This is a genomic window from Streptomyces sp. NPDC088147 (assembly GCF_044741565.1).
Lineage (GTDB): Bacteria > Actinomycetota > Actinomycetes > Streptomycetales > Streptomycetaceae > Streptomyces.
Genome location: NZ_JBIUSY010000011.1, coordinates 203,549 through 219,751, shown reverse-complemented (window position 1 = coordinate 219,751; position 16,203 = coordinate 203,549). Strand labels below are relative to the sequence as shown.

Annotated in this window: 12 protein-coding genes; 7 read left to right on the top strand and 5 right to left on the bottom strand. The window is 71.7% G+C overall.

The annotated features are described in order from the left end of the window. Nucleotides 1-8: 8 nt before the first annotated feature. From ACIOGX_RS33870 to ACIOGX_RS33860, 3 genes are all read right to left on the bottom strand, one after another. A complete protein-coding gene (locus tag ACIOGX_RS33870) occupies nt 9-1,418 on the bottom strand; it encodes a serine hydrolase domain-containing protein (protein WP_401918501.1) in 1,410 nt (469 codons plus the stop codon). Nucleotides 1,419-1,737: 319 nt separating this feature from the next. Further along, complete coding sequence (locus ACIOGX_RS33865; protein WP_401918499.1) at nt 1,738-4,506, bottom strand: FtsX-like permease family protein; 2,769 nt, start codon at nt 4,504-4,506, stop codon at nt 1,738-1,740. Between the two features lie 5 nt (nt 4,507-4,511). Then, a complete protein-coding gene (locus tag ACIOGX_RS33860) occupies nt 4,512-5,330 on the bottom strand; it encodes an ABC transporter ATP-binding protein (RefSeq protein WP_356516331.1) in 819 nt (272 codons plus the stop codon). Nucleotides 5,331-5,616: 286 nt separating this feature from the next. Between ACIOGX_RS33860 and ACIOGX_RS33855 the strand changes: the two genes are divergently transcribed. After that, nucleotides 5,617-6,828 carry a sensor histidine kinase gene (locus ACIOGX_RS33855; RefSeq protein WP_383968112.1) on the top strand — a complete coding sequence of 404 codons (1,212 nt, stop codon included), beginning with the start codon at nt 5,617-5,619 and terminating at the stop codon, nt 6,826-6,828. Continuing rightward, on the top strand, nt 6,816-7,484 hold the full coding sequence (locus ACIOGX_RS33850) for a response regulator transcription factor (RefSeq protein ID WP_129769315.1): 669 nt from the start codon (nt 6,816-6,818) through the stop codon (nt 7,482-7,484). The genes ACIOGX_RS33855 and ACIOGX_RS33850 overlap by 13 nt, the downstream gene beginning before the upstream one ends. 190 nt (nt 7,485-7,674) lie before the next feature. Here ACIOGX_RS33850 and ACIOGX_RS33845 read toward each other — a convergent pair whose 3' ends face one another. After that, nucleotides 7,675-8,124, bottom strand: coding sequence for a hypothetical protein (locus ACIOGX_RS33845; protein ID WP_356516327.1), 450 nt, complete (start codon nt 8,122-8,124; stop codon nt 7,675-7,677). Nucleotides 8,125-8,405: 281 nt separating this feature from the next. On the opposite strand from ACIOGX_RS33845, the gene ACIOGX_RS33840 reads away from it, so the two are divergent. After that, nucleotides 8,406-9,275 carry a thioesterase II family protein gene (locus ACIOGX_RS33840; protein ID WP_384772091.1) on the top strand — a complete coding sequence of 290 codons (870 nt, stop codon included), beginning with the start codon at nt 8,406-8,408 and terminating at the stop codon, nt 9,273-9,275. Here the strand turns inward: ACIOGX_RS33840 and ACIOGX_RS33835 are convergent. Next, on the bottom strand, nt 9,157-9,792 hold the full coding sequence (locus ACIOGX_RS33835; protein WP_401918625.1) for an ATP-binding cassette domain-containing protein: 636 nt from the start codon (nt 9,790-9,792) through the stop codon (nt 9,157-9,159). The two genes, ACIOGX_RS33840 and ACIOGX_RS33835, sit on opposite strands and share 119 nt — an antisense overlap. 477 nt (nt 9,793-10,269) lie before the next feature. On the opposite strand from ACIOGX_RS33835, the gene ACIOGX_RS33830 reads away from it, so the two are divergent. The 4 genes from ACIOGX_RS33830 (at nt 10,270) to ACIOGX_RS33815 (ending at nt 16,171) form a co-directional block, all read left to right on the top strand. Next, nucleotides 10,270-11,280: an NAD(P)H-dependent flavin oxidoreductase gene (locus ACIOGX_RS33830; protein ID WP_401918496.1), complete on the top strand. Its 1,011-nt coding sequence runs from the start codon at nt 10,270-10,272 to the stop codon at nt 11,278-11,280. A gap of 205 nt (nt 11,281-11,485) precedes the next feature. Further along, a complete protein-coding gene (locus tag ACIOGX_RS33825) occupies nt 11,486-12,643 on the top strand; it encodes a LacI family DNA-binding transcriptional regulator (protein ID WP_401918494.1) in 1,158 nt (385 codons plus the stop codon). Then, nucleotides 12,640-14,202 carry a sugar ABC transporter ATP-binding protein gene (locus ACIOGX_RS33820; RefSeq protein ID WP_401918492.1) on the top strand — a complete coding sequence of 521 codons (1,563 nt, stop codon included), beginning with the start codon at nt 12,640-12,642 and terminating at the stop codon, nt 14,200-14,202. Before ACIOGX_RS33825 ends, ACIOGX_RS33820 begins: the two co-directional genes overlap by 4 nt. Next, complete coding sequence (locus ACIOGX_RS33815) at nt 14,192-16,171, top strand: substrate-binding domain-containing protein (protein WP_401918490.1); 1,980 nt, start codon at nt 14,192-14,194, stop codon at nt 16,169-16,171. Before ACIOGX_RS33820 ends, ACIOGX_RS33815 begins: the two co-directional genes overlap by 11 nt. Nucleotides 16,172-16,203: the final 32 nt, after the last annotated feature.

Below are 16,203 nucleotides of genomic sequence, written 5' to 3'. Positions count from 1 at the left end.
GGCGGTCGTCAGTGTGGTTGTGCCGCGACCGGCTGGCGCAGCAGCGTACGGCCGCTGTACTGGAGGACACGTACGTCCCCGGTGGCCGCGTCCTTGAGGAATCGGCCGAGGAACACACCCGCGTCCCCCGGCCGGCTGGAGAAGACCAGACCGCTGTGGGAGGCGGCGGAGTCCCGTGCGCCGTTGGGAAGTTCCAGCAGTATGTTGCGATCGTCGAGACTGACCGTGACGGCGAGGTCGCCGTTGCGGTAGGTGCCTGCGCAGTCCGCGAATCCCGCCGTGGATCCGGGGGACGGCGGCACCATGCTGTAGACGCCGACGGAGATGCCCACGGACCGCAGCTCGCGGAGCACCGCCTCCCACAGCCCTTGCCCGGTGGCCGAGTTGGTCGTCAGCGCGACCACTGTCCCCTGGCTCGGCTGGATGCGCAGATGGCAGGTGGTGCCGTCCAGCGTTCCGTCGTGGCCGAGCCAGCGGTCCTCCGCCGGGCCGAAGTGGCCGAGGCCCAGACCCCAGCCGTCGGCCAGTCCGAAGGGCTCCGCACCGGCGACGGGCCGGGCCATCTCGCGCAGTGTGTCGACGTCGGCCACGGCGTCCCTGTCCAGGTCACCGGGGTCGTCCAGGTGCAGTTGGGCGAAGCGTACGAGGTCGGCGGCGCTGCCGGCGAGCCCGCCCGCGGGGGTGAAGCCCGCGTAGGCGGAACAGCGCACGGAGTGCACCACGCGGTCGCCGCCGGGGGTGGTGCGCATGGTGTGTCCGGACACCGCGCGGACCGGCTCCCCGTCGTGCCGGGTGCCGGGCAGCAGGCCGATCCCGGCGCCCAGCGGCGCCAGCAGGTAGTCGCGTACGGCGTGCCACCAGGTCAGTCCGGTGGCGGCCTCGACGACTCGGCCCGCGATGCCGTAGCCGACGTTGGAGTAGGAGAAGGAGCCGGGCGCGGGCCAGAGCGCGGGCGCGTCCGCCGGTCCGGTGGCCAGGAAACCGGTGAGCCACCGGCGCAGCGAGGTGGCGTCCCCGTCGTCGTGGTCGGACGGCAACCCGGCTGTGTGGCTGAGGAGTTGGCGGAGTGTGGCGTCGAGTCCCGGGTGTCCGTCGGCGACGGACCGTTCACCGAGCCAGGTGCGCACCGGAAGATCCAGGCCGAGGTCGCCGTCCGAGACCAGCTGGAGTACGGAGGCGGCGGTCAGTGCCTTGGTGACGGAGCCGTAGGGGAAGGCGGAGTCACGGTGCACGGGGCGTTCGCCGCCGTACTCCTCCTCGCCGAACTCCCAGGTACGCAGGGTTCCTTGGTGGTACACCGCCAGCTGTCCGCCGACCACTCCGTGTTCCTCGCCCAGGCTGCCAGGACAGCCGAGTCGGTCGAGCGGATGGCTGAAGGGAGCGCCATTGACCTTCTCTTCCGCGATGGTCCCCAACACTGCGAACAAGCTCCTTCTTCACTGTGCGCGAAGTCCGGCGTGTACCGCGCGGCTCGGCGGCCGACCGCTTCAGTTGCGCGCAGTCGACCGCACGAAAAGGATTCTTCAGCAGAGGTGAAGGCTCGAACAAGGATTTAAGTGCTGTTGTAAACACCGAGCCCAGAGGCCTGATCACGAAGACTTTCGAGGACGGGGGCGGCGTCCTGGCCCCCCGGCCCGGCCGGCCCTCCGACCCCGCCCGGCCGGCCCTCCGACCCCGCCCGGCCGGCCCTCCAGCCCCGCCCGGCCGGCCTCCGGCCGCCCGCCCCGTCATGATCTGTCAGCCGTGGCCGATCACGGTCGGCGGCCGTTTGCGCAGCACGGACCTCAGCGGCAGCACGTACCCGGCCCCGGCGGTGACGACCACGGCCAGCACCACCAGTCCTGCCTGGCCCGGGGGCATGTAGGGCCAGGATCCGGTCGTCGCGAGACTGAAGGCCAGGAGCGGAACGAGCGCGGTCACCGTGCCCACCACCAGCCCCACCAGCATCACGGTCATCGCCTCGATCCGGAGCATCCAGCGGATCTGCCGCCGGCCCGCGCCCACCAGCCGCAGCAGGATGATCTCCTGGCGGCGGCCGACCATGATGAGAACGAGCGTGCTGAGCACCGCGATGACCGTGAAGCCACCGATCACACTCACCGCGACCAGGGAGATGACCTGGCCGACGCCGCGGTCCTCGGTCCGCAGGTGCTCGCCCTGCGGCCGCTCCGTGACCGTCGCCCCGGGCGCGGCGCCCGCCAGCTCTCGCTGGACCGCGTCCTTCACGTCCTGGAGGGCGGCTCCGGGCTCCAGGCTCAGCAGGACGCGCGTGTTGAGCGGTGCGGCCAGGTGCGGCGCCAGTTCGGCGGGGGCGAACAGGAAGTCGCCGAGCGCCAGGGCCCGTTCGTACACCGCGGCCACCCGCAGCGGCACGTTCGCGCCGTCGCCGTAGCGCACCGTGACCTTGGAGCCGATGTCCAGGTCCAGCGACCGCGCCCGCTCCTCCCCCACCGCGACGGTGCCCGCGCGCAGGTCGCCGAGATCGCCCGAGGTGACCTTCGGGTCGATGGTGGCGGGCAGCGCCGACGGGTCCAGGGCCATCACCGGCAGCCGGTCCAGCCTCGGCTCCCCGGCCTCCTTGCGGGCCAGTACGACCGTACTGTGCAGCACCCCGGAGGCAGCCGCCACACCGGGCACCGCCTTGACCCGGCGCACCGTCTCGTCCGGGATCCCCGGCCCGTCCGTGGTGACGGCGAGTTCGGCCCGCATGGCCTGACCCGCCTGCCGGCCGCCCTGTGTGTCGAGGGTCGCCCCGGCCGAGAGCTGGACCCCGGCGAAGGCCACCACGAGCACGATCGGGGTGATCGCGGCGCCCAGTCTGCGGGAGTTGGCCCGGGAGGCGGCGGCGGCGAGATAGCCGCCCGCACCGCCCAGCCGCTCCGCGGGCACACCGAGCACCCGCATGGCACCCCACGCGATCCAGGGCCCGAGCAGCGCGCACGCGATGACCAGGCACACGGCCGCGGTGCTGGCCGCCATCGCGGCCAGTTCCCCGAACTGGAGGACCGCGGTGCCGGCCGCGCCGCAGCCCAGGACCAGCATCACGACGCCGGTGACGGCCCGGCCCCGGCCGAACTGTTCGGCCTCGCTCTGGGCCTCGCCCATCGCCTGTGCGGGGCGCACCTTGGCGATACGGCCGCAGGCGATGGCGGCGGCGATCCTGGCCACCAGTACCGTCAGAGCGCCGGTGACCAGCGGGGCCGCGTACATCCAGAAGGGCGCGGGGAGTTCGAGACCGACCGGCACCGCGCCACGCGTCCGCAGCATCTTGATCAGCGCCAGGAACACCGGCACCGCGCCGATCGCACCGGCCACGGCGGCGGTCGCGGCCACCACGTTGACCTCCCGGCCGACCATGGCACGCAGCTGCCGGGGGGTCGCGCCCACCGCGCGCAGCAGCGCCATCTCGCGGGAGCGCTGGTGGATCGCCTGGGCGACGGTGCTGGAGACCACCAGCAGGGCGATCAGTACGACGAGCGCGCAGACCGAGCCGAGCAGTGCCAGCAGACTCATCCGGCTGGGGGCGGAGGTGACGAACTCCGTCTCGCCCCGCCCGTTTCCGGTCAGCACGCGCAGCGAGGTGTTGTCGTCCTTGTAGCGTGTGCCGGCGGCGGCGCTGCGGGCCGGGCGCTCACCGTCCAGTGCTTCCCGCAGCCGTGCATGGAGGGTTCCGGCGCTGACGCCGGGGTCGGCGAGCACGCCGATGGCGTCGGTGGTCTCCGGGTGGCCGGCGAGGAGGCGGGCCCGCTCGTCGCTGAAGAAGACGGCGCCCTGGTTGCCGAGCCCGCTGTCGTCCGCCCGCCCCTCGGGCGCCGCGATGCCGGAGACCCGGTATGTCTCGGGCGCGCCCGTGGACTGGAGCCGTACCTCGTCGCCGACCCCGGCACCGGCCCGTTCGGCGAGATCTCCGTCCAGGACGATCTGTCCGGGACCCGCCGGGGCCCGGCCGTCGCGCAGGGTGAACGGCGCGAGCGCGGCGGCGCGCCAGGTGTGCCCGTAGACCGGGGAGGCGCCGGAGTCGCTGTCGGGCCCGGCCACGAGCGAGCCGTCCGCGCCGGTCAGCGCGACCGGGAAGGTGTCGTCGGCGATGGCCGCCCGTACGCCGGGGACGGCCTCGATCCGGGGCAGCACCGAGCGCGGCACCCGCACCCGTTCGGTGAGCGCCGCCGTCTGCGTCTGCCGCTTGGACCCCCAGGGCTTGGCGGTGAAGCGTGTCTCCTGGTCGCCCGCGACGACCGCCGCGGCGGCGCCGTAGCGCTCCACGCTCGCGTGGCCGAGGGCGGCGGACAGTACGGCGAGACCGAAGCTGCTGAGCACGAGCGAGGTGAGCAGCAGGGCCGCGAACACCGCCGTCCACGCCCTGGTGTGGACGCGCATCGAGCGGCCGGCGAGGAAGCGCGCGATATGGCGGGTGCGGGCCGGGCTGTCGTGGTTACGGGCCAGCTCGTGCGGGCCGGGTGGCCGGGCCGGGTCGGCGCCGGGGAGCGTACTGGATCCGAGCGGCATACCCGTCACGCCTCCCTGAGCTCTGACAGCATCCGCGTCACGGCGTCGGCCCCGGGGTTGGGCAGCCGGCCGACGATCCGCCCCGCCTCGATGAAGAGCGCCTCGTCCGTCCAGGACGCGGCGTGCGCGTCATGGGTGACCATCACGACGGTGTGTCCCTGCCGCTCCACCGCGTCGCGCAGGAGTACGAGCACATCCCGCGCGGTGACCGGGTCGAGCGCGCCGGTCGGCTCGTCCGCGAAGATCACGGCGGGGTCGGTGACCAGCGCGCGGGCGATGGCGACGCGCTGCTGCTGGCCGCCGGAGAGCCGCAGTGGTGAGTCCTCGGCCCGGTCGGCGAGCCCGACCGACTCCAGTACCTGGAGGGCGCGTTCACGGACGGCGGGGCTGTCGGGCCGCTCACCGGCCAGCAGCAGGGGCAGCGCGGTGTTCTCCCGGACGCTGAGCGAGGGCACCAGATTGAGCGCCTGGAACACGAAGCCGATCCGCTCCCGGCGCAGCCGGGTGAGCGCGGCCTCGCTGAGCCGCGACAGGTCGGTGTCACCGAGCCGCACCGTGCCGGACGTGGGCTGGTCGAGGCCGGCGGAGCACTGGAGGAAGGTCGTCTTGCCTGATCCGGAGCGGCCCATGACCGCCAGGAACGTGCCGCGTTCGACGGTCGCGGTGACACCGTCCAGGGCGTTCACGGGGGTGCCGTTGCGCCGGTAGCGACGCGTGACCGACTCCAGTGTCAGCGCCGGCGCGGGGCCGGGAACGGCGCTGATCGAGGCCCCTCGGGTGCCGCTTCTCGCCGTGGCACGTTTCCCCGTGCGAAGCCTGACCATGTGTGTGCGCCTTCCAGGCAGTACGGCCGAGGTGCGGCCGTGTCCGTGCCAGCCGGCCAACTGCCCCGCCAGATGGCTTGTTCCTCCTGGTGAGAACGGTACGGAGCGGCCGGCCCCGGCGCGATGGAGCGCACACCCGTCCTGGGGTTCAGCCTGCGTCACCCCGGCTGGGGTGACGGACGTACCTCGCGAACAGCCGGTTCGCATTACCGTGATCCGAAGGGCCGGTCGTCCACCGGACGCCCGTCCTCCCCCGGACGCCCGTCCTGCCCTCAGGGAGCCCGCCGTGCGTGACTTCTCCACCCAGCTCCAGCGTTCCTGGCTCGACACGCACTATCTGGTGCTCGCCCTTCCGGTGGCGTCGATGTGCTTTCTGATGGCCGCCGCCGTCCCACTGGGGCTGGTCTTCATGGCGCTCATCATCGGCGCTCCCGCCTGGCCCGATCTCGTGCGATTACTCCGCAGACTGGCCGGCTACGAGCGGGTGCGGGCCGGTACCCGGCTCCGTGCGCCGGTCCCGGAGCAGTATCTGCCGCTCGACGGTGTGCCGGCGGACCGGCTGCGGCTGTCGCTGACGGACCCCGGCACCTGGCGCGACGCGCGCTGGCTGCCGTTACAGATCGTCATCACCCTGCTGTTCTGCGCGGTGGCCATCCTGGTGTGGGTGGTCGGGCTGGTGGTGGACGGGCTCAACATGGGGGTGGGCGGCGCCATCGCGCGGCGCCGCGAGGACGCGTACGGTACGCCCGCCAAGCCCCGTACCCCGCTGGTGCTGCACCGGCTCGGCACGCTCGCGGACACCCAGGCCGCGTGGAGCGCGGCGCTGCTGCGGCCGAAGCCGTCCGCCCGGCTGGTGGACCGGATCGCGGAGCTGTCGGAGAGCCGGGCGGGCGCGGTGGAGGCGCACAGCGCCGAACTGCGCCGTATCGAACGGGACTTGCACGACGGCGTACAGGCGCAGCTGGTGGCGCTCTCGATGCGGATCGGGCTGGCCAAACAGCTGGTGCGGACGAATCCGGACGCCGCGCTGGCCCGGCTGGACGAGGCGCAGTCGGGTGTGGAGAGCACACTGGCGGATCTGCGGCACGTGGTGCGTACGGTGCACCCGCCGGTGCTGACCGACCGCGGTCTGGCCGGCGCGGTCCGCGCCCTGGCGGCGTCCTCGGAGATCCCGGTGGAGATGGGCCTCGGCTCGGTGGAGAACTCCTTCCGGCTGCCGGCCGCGGTCGAGGCCGCGGCGTACTTCGTGGTGGCCGAGGGGCTGACCAATATCCGAAAGCATTCCCGGGCCACCCAGGCGTCGGTGCGCTTCACCCGGGGCAACGGCATACTGAGGGTCATCGTGGCCGACAACGGCCGCGGTGGCGCCGACGAGCACGAGGGCAGTGGTCTGATCGGCATCCGCCGGCGCGTCGCCGCGCTTGACGGCACGGCGAGCCTTTCCAGCCCACGCGGTGGGCCGACCAAGCTGAAAGTGGAGCTGCCTTGCGGATCGTGATCGCGGAGGACAACGCCCTCTTACGTGAGGGAATGGTCCTGTTGCTGACCAGCAATGGCCATGAGGTGGTGGCGACATGCGCCGCCGGGCCGGAGGTGATGCCCGCGCTGCGCGAGCACCGCCCGGACGCGGCGGTGCTGGACGTACGGCTGCCGCCGACCTTCCGGGACGAGGGACTGCGCGCGGCGGTACAGGCCCGGAGCGAACTGCCCGACCTGCCGATCCTGGTGCTGTCGCAATATGTCGAACAGACGTACGCGGCCGAGCTGTTGGCCCAGGGCGCGCGCGGTATCGGCTACCTGCTCAAGGACCGGGTCGGGCGGGTGGAGCAGTTCCTCGAGGCGCTGGAACGCATCACCACCGGCGGGACGGCCCTCGACCCCGAGGTGGTCACCGAGATCCTCAGCCAGAAGGCCGCCGCGCGGCCGTTGCAGGCGCTGACGCCGCGTGAGCACGAGGTGCTGGAGATGATGGCGCAGGGGCTCGCCAACGGGGCGATCGCGGAGCGGCTGGTCATCACCGAACGGGCGGTCAGCAAACACATCCGGGGAGTCTTCGACAAGCTCGGACTGCCGCCCGAAGGCGGGAACGTGCACCGCCGGGTACTGGCTGTGCTGGCCTATCTGGGCAATCACGCACCGGAGAACTCCGCATGACGTTCACACGATCCACGTCGTGAGCGGGGGCCGGGGGATCGCACCCCCGGACAGCGGAAAAGCCCCGGGCATCCGGAGACGGGGGAGGCTCCGAACGCCCGGGGCGGGGATTCCGCACTGCCACGACGGGGGAATGAACAGCCGTGGGAATCCCGGCTTATGGGCGCGGCCGTATCCGGGCCGCCGTTTCTCAGCCGAACGAGATGCAGGTGTTGCGGATAATCTTGATCCGCTTGGTGGTCTCCGAGATGATTTCGCCGACCGAGTCGGGATCCCGGCCACCCGGCGAGACACCGCGTAATTCCTTGGCGGCCTCACGGAGCTTCTCGTCGTCGGTGTCCTCCGCCAACTGCGCGATCTCGTCGGCGAGATCCTTGAGTTCCTTCTCCGCCGCCTCCGGGTCCTTCGTATCGGAGAAGTTCGTGGACTTGGCGAGAATCTTCTCGCACGCGTCGCCGCGGCTCTTGGCGTTCTCCGGCCCCTCGCACGCGGCCATACCGAGCATCGCCGGTACGACGATGAGCGCGGCGAGCACCGCCCTGGCCGTGGTCCGCCGCGGGCCGCGCGCCGCCCGCGCCGGGCCGGGGTCACGGCCGGCGGGCGTACCGCCGGTGGCTGTCCTCTGGGCTGTGTCCGCCATGGAAGTGCTCCCACTCGTGCCCGTCGTATCGCGGTCGAGCCGCGCCGTCTGCCTCCATCGTGTCGGCCGGCGGGGTTCAGGTCAGTACACCGCGTACCCGGACCGGGGTGGCCCCTGCACCACCATCACGGGTTCAGCACGCCGCGTGAACGCGCTGACGTCCGTCCCCAGCAGGGCAGTTACGTCCAGGCTTAAAGGGCTGCCGGACGCCGCCCCGCGGTGGGACCATGCGGCCATGTCCCGGCCCCACCCCATCCCGACCCCGGCGAAGGTGACTCATCGTGTCTCAGAACCGACCTTCCGCACCTCGGCGCGCACCGCGCTGGGTGGCGTCCAGGCCGCCCCGGCCCGCGGCGGACGTACGGCTGTTCTGCTTCCCGTACGCCGGCGGCGGAACCAGCATCTTCCGTTCCTGGGCGAGCCACTTGGACGAGAGTGTCGAGGTGTGCCCTGTACTGCTCCCCGGCCGTGAGGAGCGGTTCAGCGAGCCGCCGCACACCCGGGTGACGGAACTGGTGCCGCTGCTGGCCGACCGGATGGCGAGCTGGTTCGACAAGCCGTTCGCGTTCTTCGGCCACAGCATGGGCGGGGAGATCGCGTTCGCCCTCGCCGAATTTCTGTGCGCGCAAGGCCCGGGTACGGCACGGCCCGGACATGTCTTCGTCTCGGGATGTATACCGTTCCCGGGCCCCGTCCAGCGGCATACGCTGCCCGACCCCGAACTGCTCGCGGAGGTGCGGGAGATGAACGGGGCTCCGGCGGAGTTCCTGAACAGCCCCGAGCTGATCGAGCTGATGCTGCCCACACTGCGGGCGGACTTCACCCTGGCGGAGACGGCACTGCCGGACCCCGCCGCGGTGCTTCCGGTGCCGCTGACCGCCTTCGCGGGCACGGACGATCCGGAAGCCGGTCCGGGGCAGGCCAAGGCGTGGGCGCGGCACGCCGGCGGTCCGTTCGAGATGCACGAGCTGGCGGGCGATCACTTCTTCCTGCACGACCCGGTTCCGCTGCTCGACATCGTCGGACGGGTGCTCAGCTCAGGCTCGGGTCGGTACAGTTCCGGCGCGGATCCTCAGGGCCCCGGCCCCGGCGGCCCGCGTCCCGGCCCCGGTCCTGACAGCTACGGCCCGAGCGCTCCAGACAGTCGCTGATCACCTCGGGACCGGCCCCGGCGACCATGTCGACGACGCCCCCGTCCCGCAGGAACACCACGGCGTCGGCGCGCGCGGCCACCGTCGGCGCCGAGGTCGACATCACCGCCGCGACGCCATGCCCCTTCACCGCCCGGCGCAGCGCCGCGCCGGACTCCTCCGACGCCTCGTCGGCGAGCAGCAGACGCGGCCCGAGCGCGACCGCCGCCGCGACGGAGCCCGCCCCGCCCGGCCCGGACACCCAGGACACCAGCGGTGCGCGCCCGTCCTCGCTCCCGGGCGCGCGCCGCACCACACCGGAGGATGGCTCGATCTCGCCGGAAAGGCACTTCAACAACGTGGTCTTACCGGGACTTCCCTCGCCCATTACCGCGAGAAACACCCCCTCTCTCACGACCAGGCTGACATTCCGCAGCGCATAAATGGTCCCGGGTCTCGTCTCGTAAATCTTCGTGACATTTTCGAGGGCGACAACTTCGGACACGCGTTCGATTGATTGGCTCGAATCCACGTGCATCATCGAAACTCTCCCCTTTATCGCGCTGTCACGGCGAAATGAACCCGTCCCCCGCACCTGCCCGCCGGCACGTCACATACGGCAAGGTACCGATACCCGGCATCGCCGGAACAGGGGGGTCCGCAAGCGAATTGCGGGTACAGCTAACCTACCCAAGGACGTAGTGCGGGCACCCGTGACAGCGTGAAAGAGCCTTATTACCGGCACTATCAGCCACGCGTCATTCCCGACTCAACCTTTCACCCCTCACACCCCTCCGGGGCATGACCGACCACGTGGCACACCGGCCAGGCGGCGCACCGGCCACGCGGCACACCGAACGCGTGACACACCGGAGGAAACGGGCGGCGGTCATGTTTCATGAGTCGTGGCACGTGCGAGCCGGCCCCGGGTGTCCACCCGGAGCACCGTCGGGAGGAGTCCGGTGTGACAGGACGGGAACGGGCGCAGGCGTTTTGTGACCGCTTCGGATTGCGGATGCCGGTACTCCAGGCTCCGATGGCCGGGTCTTCCCCTGTCGAACTCGCCGTCGCCGTTGCCGAGGCGGGCGGCATGGGCGCCCGGGGCGCCCTCCAGGACTCCCCGGACCGCATCGCGGCATGGGCGGCCGAGTTCCACGCCCGGTCCTCCGGGCCCCTCCAGTTGAACGTCTGGATCCCTGAAACCGCGCGTGACGATCAGGAGGACCGAACGAGGCGCACCAGCGCGGCTCGGGCCTTTCTCGGCCGTTTCGGCCCTCCCGGTGAACCTGTCACGACCCGCCGGCCGGCGTTCGATGAGCAATGCGAAGCCCTGCTCCGTGCCCGCCCGACCGTCATCTCCTCGATCATGGGCCTGTTCGAGCCCGAATATGTACGGCGCCTCCACGCGCGGGACATCGCCTGGTTCGCCTGTGCGACCACCCTCGATGAGGCCCTGGCCGCCCAGGAAGCCGGCGCGGACGCGATCGTGGCCCAGGGCATGGAAGCCGGCGGACACCGGGGCACCTTCCGTCAGGACGCCGCCGAACACACCGACGTCGGACTGTTCGCTCTGCTTCCCTGGTTCGCCGACCACCTGCGTGTGCCCATCGTCGCCGCAGGCGGCATCGCCGACGGACGGGGCCTGGCGGCCGCATTGACCCTGGGCGCCGACGCGGTTCAGGTCGGCACGGCCCTCCTCCGCTGTCCCGAGACGGCGACTCCACCGCAGTGGTCCGCCGCGCTGACCGGGCTGGCACCGGACGCCACCGTGACCACCCGCGCCTACACCGGACGACTGGCCCGAGCCGCGTCCACCCCCTACGTGGAAGCCTGGAGCAGGCCCGGAGCGCCGAGCCCGGCGCCGTTTCCCGAGCAACTGGAACTCACCGCCCAGTGGCGGCGGGGCACCAACGAGGTCGACCCCGCCAATCACTGGGCGGGCCAGAGCGCCGCCCTCGCCACCGATGAGCCCGCCGGTGACGTACTCACCAGAATGTGGCGCGACGCATCGAACCTGATCACCTGAGGGGACCGCCGCGCCGGGGCTCGCCGAAACCGCGAGGCCCCCGCGCGGCGGACCCGGCCGCCGGGCGCCTCGTCGACAAGAAGGTGGTCGCGCCCGGGGTGATCATTACGATCCGGTCTCGGGGTACCCCCAAGGTCTTGCCTCCTGCCCGTGTAATCGATTCCAATCCTCCGTGTAATCGATTCCACGAGGAGGTGGACCGACGATGGCGGGCATCAAGGATGTCGCGGCCGAGGCAGGCGTGTCCGTCGCCACGGTGTCGCGGGTGCTCAACGCCCATCCCTCGGTCAGCCCCGCGTCCCGCGCCCGGGTGCTCGCCGCCGTCGCCGCGCTGGGCTACCGGCCCAACGCCGTGGCCCGGTCCCTGCGCACCGACCGGACCCGCACGCTCGGCCTGGTCATCAGCGATGTGCTCAATCCGTACTTCACATCGCTGGCCCGCGCGGTCGAGGAGGAGGCGCGGACACTCGGGTACAGCGTGATCATCGGAAACGCCGACGAGCGGCCCGAGTTGCAGGACCACCACATCCGTACGCTCCTCGACCGCCGGATCGACGGGCTGCTGGTGTCGCCCACCGACCGCGGTTCGCCGCTGATACGCGACGCGGTACGTGCCGCGACCCCGATCGTCTTCGTGGACCGGTGGATCCCGGGCGTCGAGGTGCCCGTCGTACGGTCCGACGGCCGCGCCGCCGTACGCGATCTGGTCACCCATCTGCTGCGGATCGGCCATCGCAGGCTCGCGATCATCGCGGGCCCCGCGACCACCACCACCGGCAGCGAACGCGTCGACGCCTTCCGTACGGCACTGGGCGAGCACGGGGTCGCGCTGCCCGACGCGTACATCGGCCAGGGCGACTTCCAGGCCGAGAGCGGACGCCGGGCCGCGGAGAATTTCCTCGATCTGCCCGAGCCTCCCGACGCCGTGTTCGCGGCGGACAATCTGATGGCCCTCGGCGCGCTCGACGCGATCCGCGCCCGGGGTCTGAGCGTCCCGGAGGACATCGCGCTCGCGGCCTTCGACGACATCCCCTGGTTCGTGCACACGGATCCGCCGATCACGGCCATCGCCCAGCCGACGGACGAACTGGGCCGGGCCGCCGTACGGGCGCTGGCCGAACGCATCGCCGGCCGGGTCCCGCCGTCCGTCACACTCCCCGCCCGGCTGGTCGTACGCCGCTCCTGCGGCGCGGAGTTCCCGCCGGTCCCCCGGCGTCCCGACCCCTCGGAGCGCGTGCCGTCGGCACACCGCGCCCCAGCACAACACGGCGCCGCGGCACACAGCCCGCCACCACACGGCCCGTCAGCAAACAACCCGTCAGCACACAGCCCGTCAGCCCGAATGCGAAGGAGCGACCCGTGAGTCACCCGGACGAGTTGCTGCGTGTCGAAGGGATACGCAAGACCTTTCCCGGCGTGGTCGCGCTCGACAGCGTCGACTTCGATCTGCGCCGCGGCGAAGTGCACGTCCTGCTCGGCGAGAACGGCGCGGGCAAGAGCACGCTGATCAAGATGCTCTCCGGTGCCTACCGTCCGGACGCCGGCCGCGTGCTCGTCGGCGGGCAGGAGGTCCGTATCCAGGGCGCGCAGGACGCGGAGCGGCTGGGAATCGCCACCATCTACCAGGAGTTCAACCTCGTTCCCGATCTGACGGTGGCCGAGAACATCTTCCTGGGCCGCCAGCCGCGCCGCTTCGGCCTGGTCGACCACAAGAGGATGGAGTCGGACGCGGCCGAGCTGCTGGAACGCGTCGGAGTCACCACCCCGCCGCACACCAAGGTGCGTGAACTGGGCATCGCCCGGCTCCAGATGGTCGAGATCGCCAAGGCGCTCAGCCTGGACGCCCGGGTCCTGGTCATGGACGAGCCGACCGCCGTACTGACCTCCGAGGAGGTCGAGAGGCTCTTCCGGATCGTCCGCGCGCTGCGCGAGGACGGCGTGGGCATCGTCTTCATCACCCACCACCTGGACGAGATCGCGGCGCTCGGTGACCGCGTCACCGTCCTGCGCGACGGCCGCAGCGTCGGGCAGGTGCCCGCGACGGCCCCCGAGGACGAACTCGTACGCCTCATGGTGGGCCGCGACATCGACCAGCAGTATCCGCGCCGGGCCGCGGAGACCGGTACCGCCCTGCTGTCCGTGTCCGGGCTGACCAGGGAGGGCGTCTTCCACGATGTGGGCTTCGAGGTGCGCGCCGGTGAGGTCGTCGGTGTCGCGGGGCTGGTGGGCGCGGGCCGTACGGAGGTCGTCCGCGCGGTCTTCGGCGCGGACCACTACGACACGGGCTCGGTACGGGTGGCGGGCGCCGCGCTGCCGCGCCATGACGTGAGCGCGGCGATGGCCGCCGGGATCGGGCTGGTGCCGGAGGACCGCAAGGGCCAGGGCCTGCTGCTCGACGCGTCCGTGGAGGAGAACCTCGGTCTGGTCACCCTGCGTTCGGCGACCCGTGCCGGGCTGGTGGACCGTGCGGCACAGCACACGGCAGCCGCCCGGATCGCCGGGCAGCTCGGCGTCCGGATGGCGGGGCTCGGCCAGCGGGTACGCACCCTGTCCGGCGGCAACCAGCAGAAGGTCGTCATCGGCAAATGGCTGCTGGCCGAGGTCAAGGTGCTGATCCTGGACGAGCCGACGCGCGGTATCGATGTCGGCGCCAAGGTCGAGATCTACGAGCTCATCAACGAACTCACCGCCGCCGGTCACGCCGTGCTGATGGTCTCCAGCGATCTGCCGGAGGTGCTGGGCATGAGCGACCGGGTGCTGGTGATGGCCGGGGGCCGGATCGCCGGTGAACTCACGGCGGAGGAAGCGACACAGGACGCGGTGATGGCGCTGGCCGTCGGCGCCGCGCGCCCATACGGCCCGGGATCCGGGACCGGCACGGACGACGAAGCAGAAGGGGTGGAGGGCTCCCGTGGCCACTGACACGCTCAAGAACACGACAGACGGCGGAAGCGGGGGCGGTGGCGGAGGCGCCCGAGCGGTCCGCCGGCTCCTCCTCGACAATGGCGCGCTGAGCGCCCTGGTCGTTCTGGTGGTGGCGATGTCGCTGCTGTCGGGCGACTTCCTGACCACCCAGAACCTGCTCAACGTCGGTGTGCAGGCGGCCGTGACCGCCATCCTCGCGTTCGGTGTCACGTTCGTCATCGTCACCGCGGGCATCGACCTCTCGGTGGGCTCGGTGGCGGCGCTCTCGGCGACCGTCCTGGCCTGGTCGGCGACGTCGGAGGGGGTGCCGGTGTGGCTGGCCGTCGTGCTCGCCGTGGGCACCGGCATCGCGTGCGGGCTCGTCAACGGCGCGCTCGTCTCGTACGGCAAACTGCCGCCGTTCATCGCGACGCTGGCGATGCTCTCGGTGGGCCGCGGTCTGTCGCTGGTGATCTCGCAGGGCAGCCCGATCGCCTTCCCCGGCTCCGTGTCGCGGATCGGCGACACGCTCGGCGGCTGGCTGCCGGTGCCGGTGCTCGTGATGGTGGCGATGGGGCTGGTCACGGCCCTGATCCTGGCCCGTACGTACCTGGGCCGCTCGATGTACGCGATCGGCGGCAACGAGGAGGCGGCGCGGCTGTCCGGGCTGCGTGTCAAGCGGCAGAAGGTCGCCGTCTACGCGCTGTCGGGACTGTTCGCCGCCGTCGCCGGTATCGTCCTGGCCTCCCGGCTCTCCTCGGCCCAGCCACAGGCCGCGCAGGGGTACGAACTCGACGCCATCGCCGCGGTCGTCATCGGCGGCGCCAGTCTGTCGGGCGGTGTCGGCAAGGCGTCCGGCACGCTCATCGGCGCGCTGATCCTGGCGGTGCTGCGCAACGGACTCAACCTGCTGTCGGTGTCGGCGTTCTGGCAGCAGGTCGTCATCGGTGTCGTCATCGCGCTGGCGGTGCTGCTCGACACGGCGCGCTCCCGCGCCGGTGCGTCGGCCGCGCCCGGTGCGTCCGGCTCGGGAGGCGCGGGCGGCTCGGGCCGTAAGGGCGCGAGAGCGGTGAAGTACACCGTCGCCGCGGTGCTGGTGGCCGCCGTCATCGGTGGTGTCTCCCTCTGGAACAACGGCTCCTCCGGCGGCGGGACCAAGGTGGGGCTCTCCCTCTCCACCCTCAACAACCCCTTCTTCGTCCAGCTGAAGGCGGGCGCGGAGGCCGAGGCGAAGGCCGAGGGCGTCGAACTCACCGTCACCGACGCGCAGAACGACGCCTCCCAACAGGCCAACCAGATACAGAATTTCACGAGCGGTGCCATGTCGTCGGTGATCGTCAACCCGGTCGACTCGGACGCGGCGGGGCCGTCCGTACGCGCCGCCGACAAGGCCGGCATCCCGGTGATCGCCGCCGACCGCGGTGTCAACAAGGCGGACATCGACACGCTGGTCGCCTCCGACAATGTCGCGGGCGGCCGGCAGGCGGCGAGGACACTGGCGGAGAAGCTCGGTGGCGAGGGGCGGATCGTGATCCTCCAGGGCACGGCGGGCACCTCGGCCAGCCGTGAGCGCGGTCAGGGCTTCGCCGAGGGCATCAAGGCGTACCCCGGCATCAAGGTCGTCGCGCGGCAGCCGGCGGACTTCGACCGCACCAAGGGGCTGGATGTGATGACCAATATGCTCCAGGCGCACAGCGGGGTGAACGGGGTCTTCGCGGAGAACGACGAGATGGCGCTCGGGGCGGTCAAGGCGCTGGGCTCCAAGGCGGGTACGTCGGTGCCGGTCGTCGGCTTCGACGGCACGCCCGACGGCCTGAAGGCGGTGAAGGCGGGCACGCTCTACGCCTCGGTGGCCCAGCAGCCCGCGGAACTGGGCCGGCTCGCCGTGCTCAACGCCGTCAAGGCCGCGCGGGGCGACAAGGTCCCCTCGATGGTGAAGGTGCCGGTCAAGGTGGTCACGGCGAAGAATGTCGCCGACTTCTCCTGACCACACGACGGGCTCCGAACACTCACGGCCTC

What these genes read in the sequence shown, in the direction of transcription:
- ACIOGX_RS33865 (WP_401918499.1), bottom strand. Translation starts at nt 4,506, where the DNA reads ATGCCGCTCGGATCCAGTACGCTCCCCGGCGCCGACCCGGCCCGGCCA.
- ACIOGX_RS33860 (WP_356516331.1), bottom strand. Translation starts at nt 5,330, where the DNA reads ATGGTCAGGCTTCGCACGGGGAAACGTGCCACGGCGAGAAGCGGCACC.
- ACIOGX_RS33845 (WP_356516327.1), bottom strand. Translation starts at nt 8,124, where the DNA reads ATGGCGGACACAGCCCAGAGGACAGCCACCGGCGGTACGCCCGCCGGC.
- ACIOGX_RS33835 (WP_401918625.1), bottom strand. Translation starts at nt 9,792, where the DNA reads ATGCACGTGGATTCGAGCCAATCAATCGAACGCGTGTCCGAAGTTGTC.
- ACIOGX_RS33830 (WP_401918496.1), top strand. Translation starts at nt 10,270, where the DNA reads ATGCCGGTACTCCAGGCTCCGATGGCCGGGTCTTCCCCTGTCGAACTC.
- ACIOGX_RS33825 (WP_401918494.1), top strand. Translation starts at nt 11,486, where the DNA reads ATGGCGGGCATCAAGGATGTCGCGGCCGAGGCAGGCGTGTCCGTCGCC.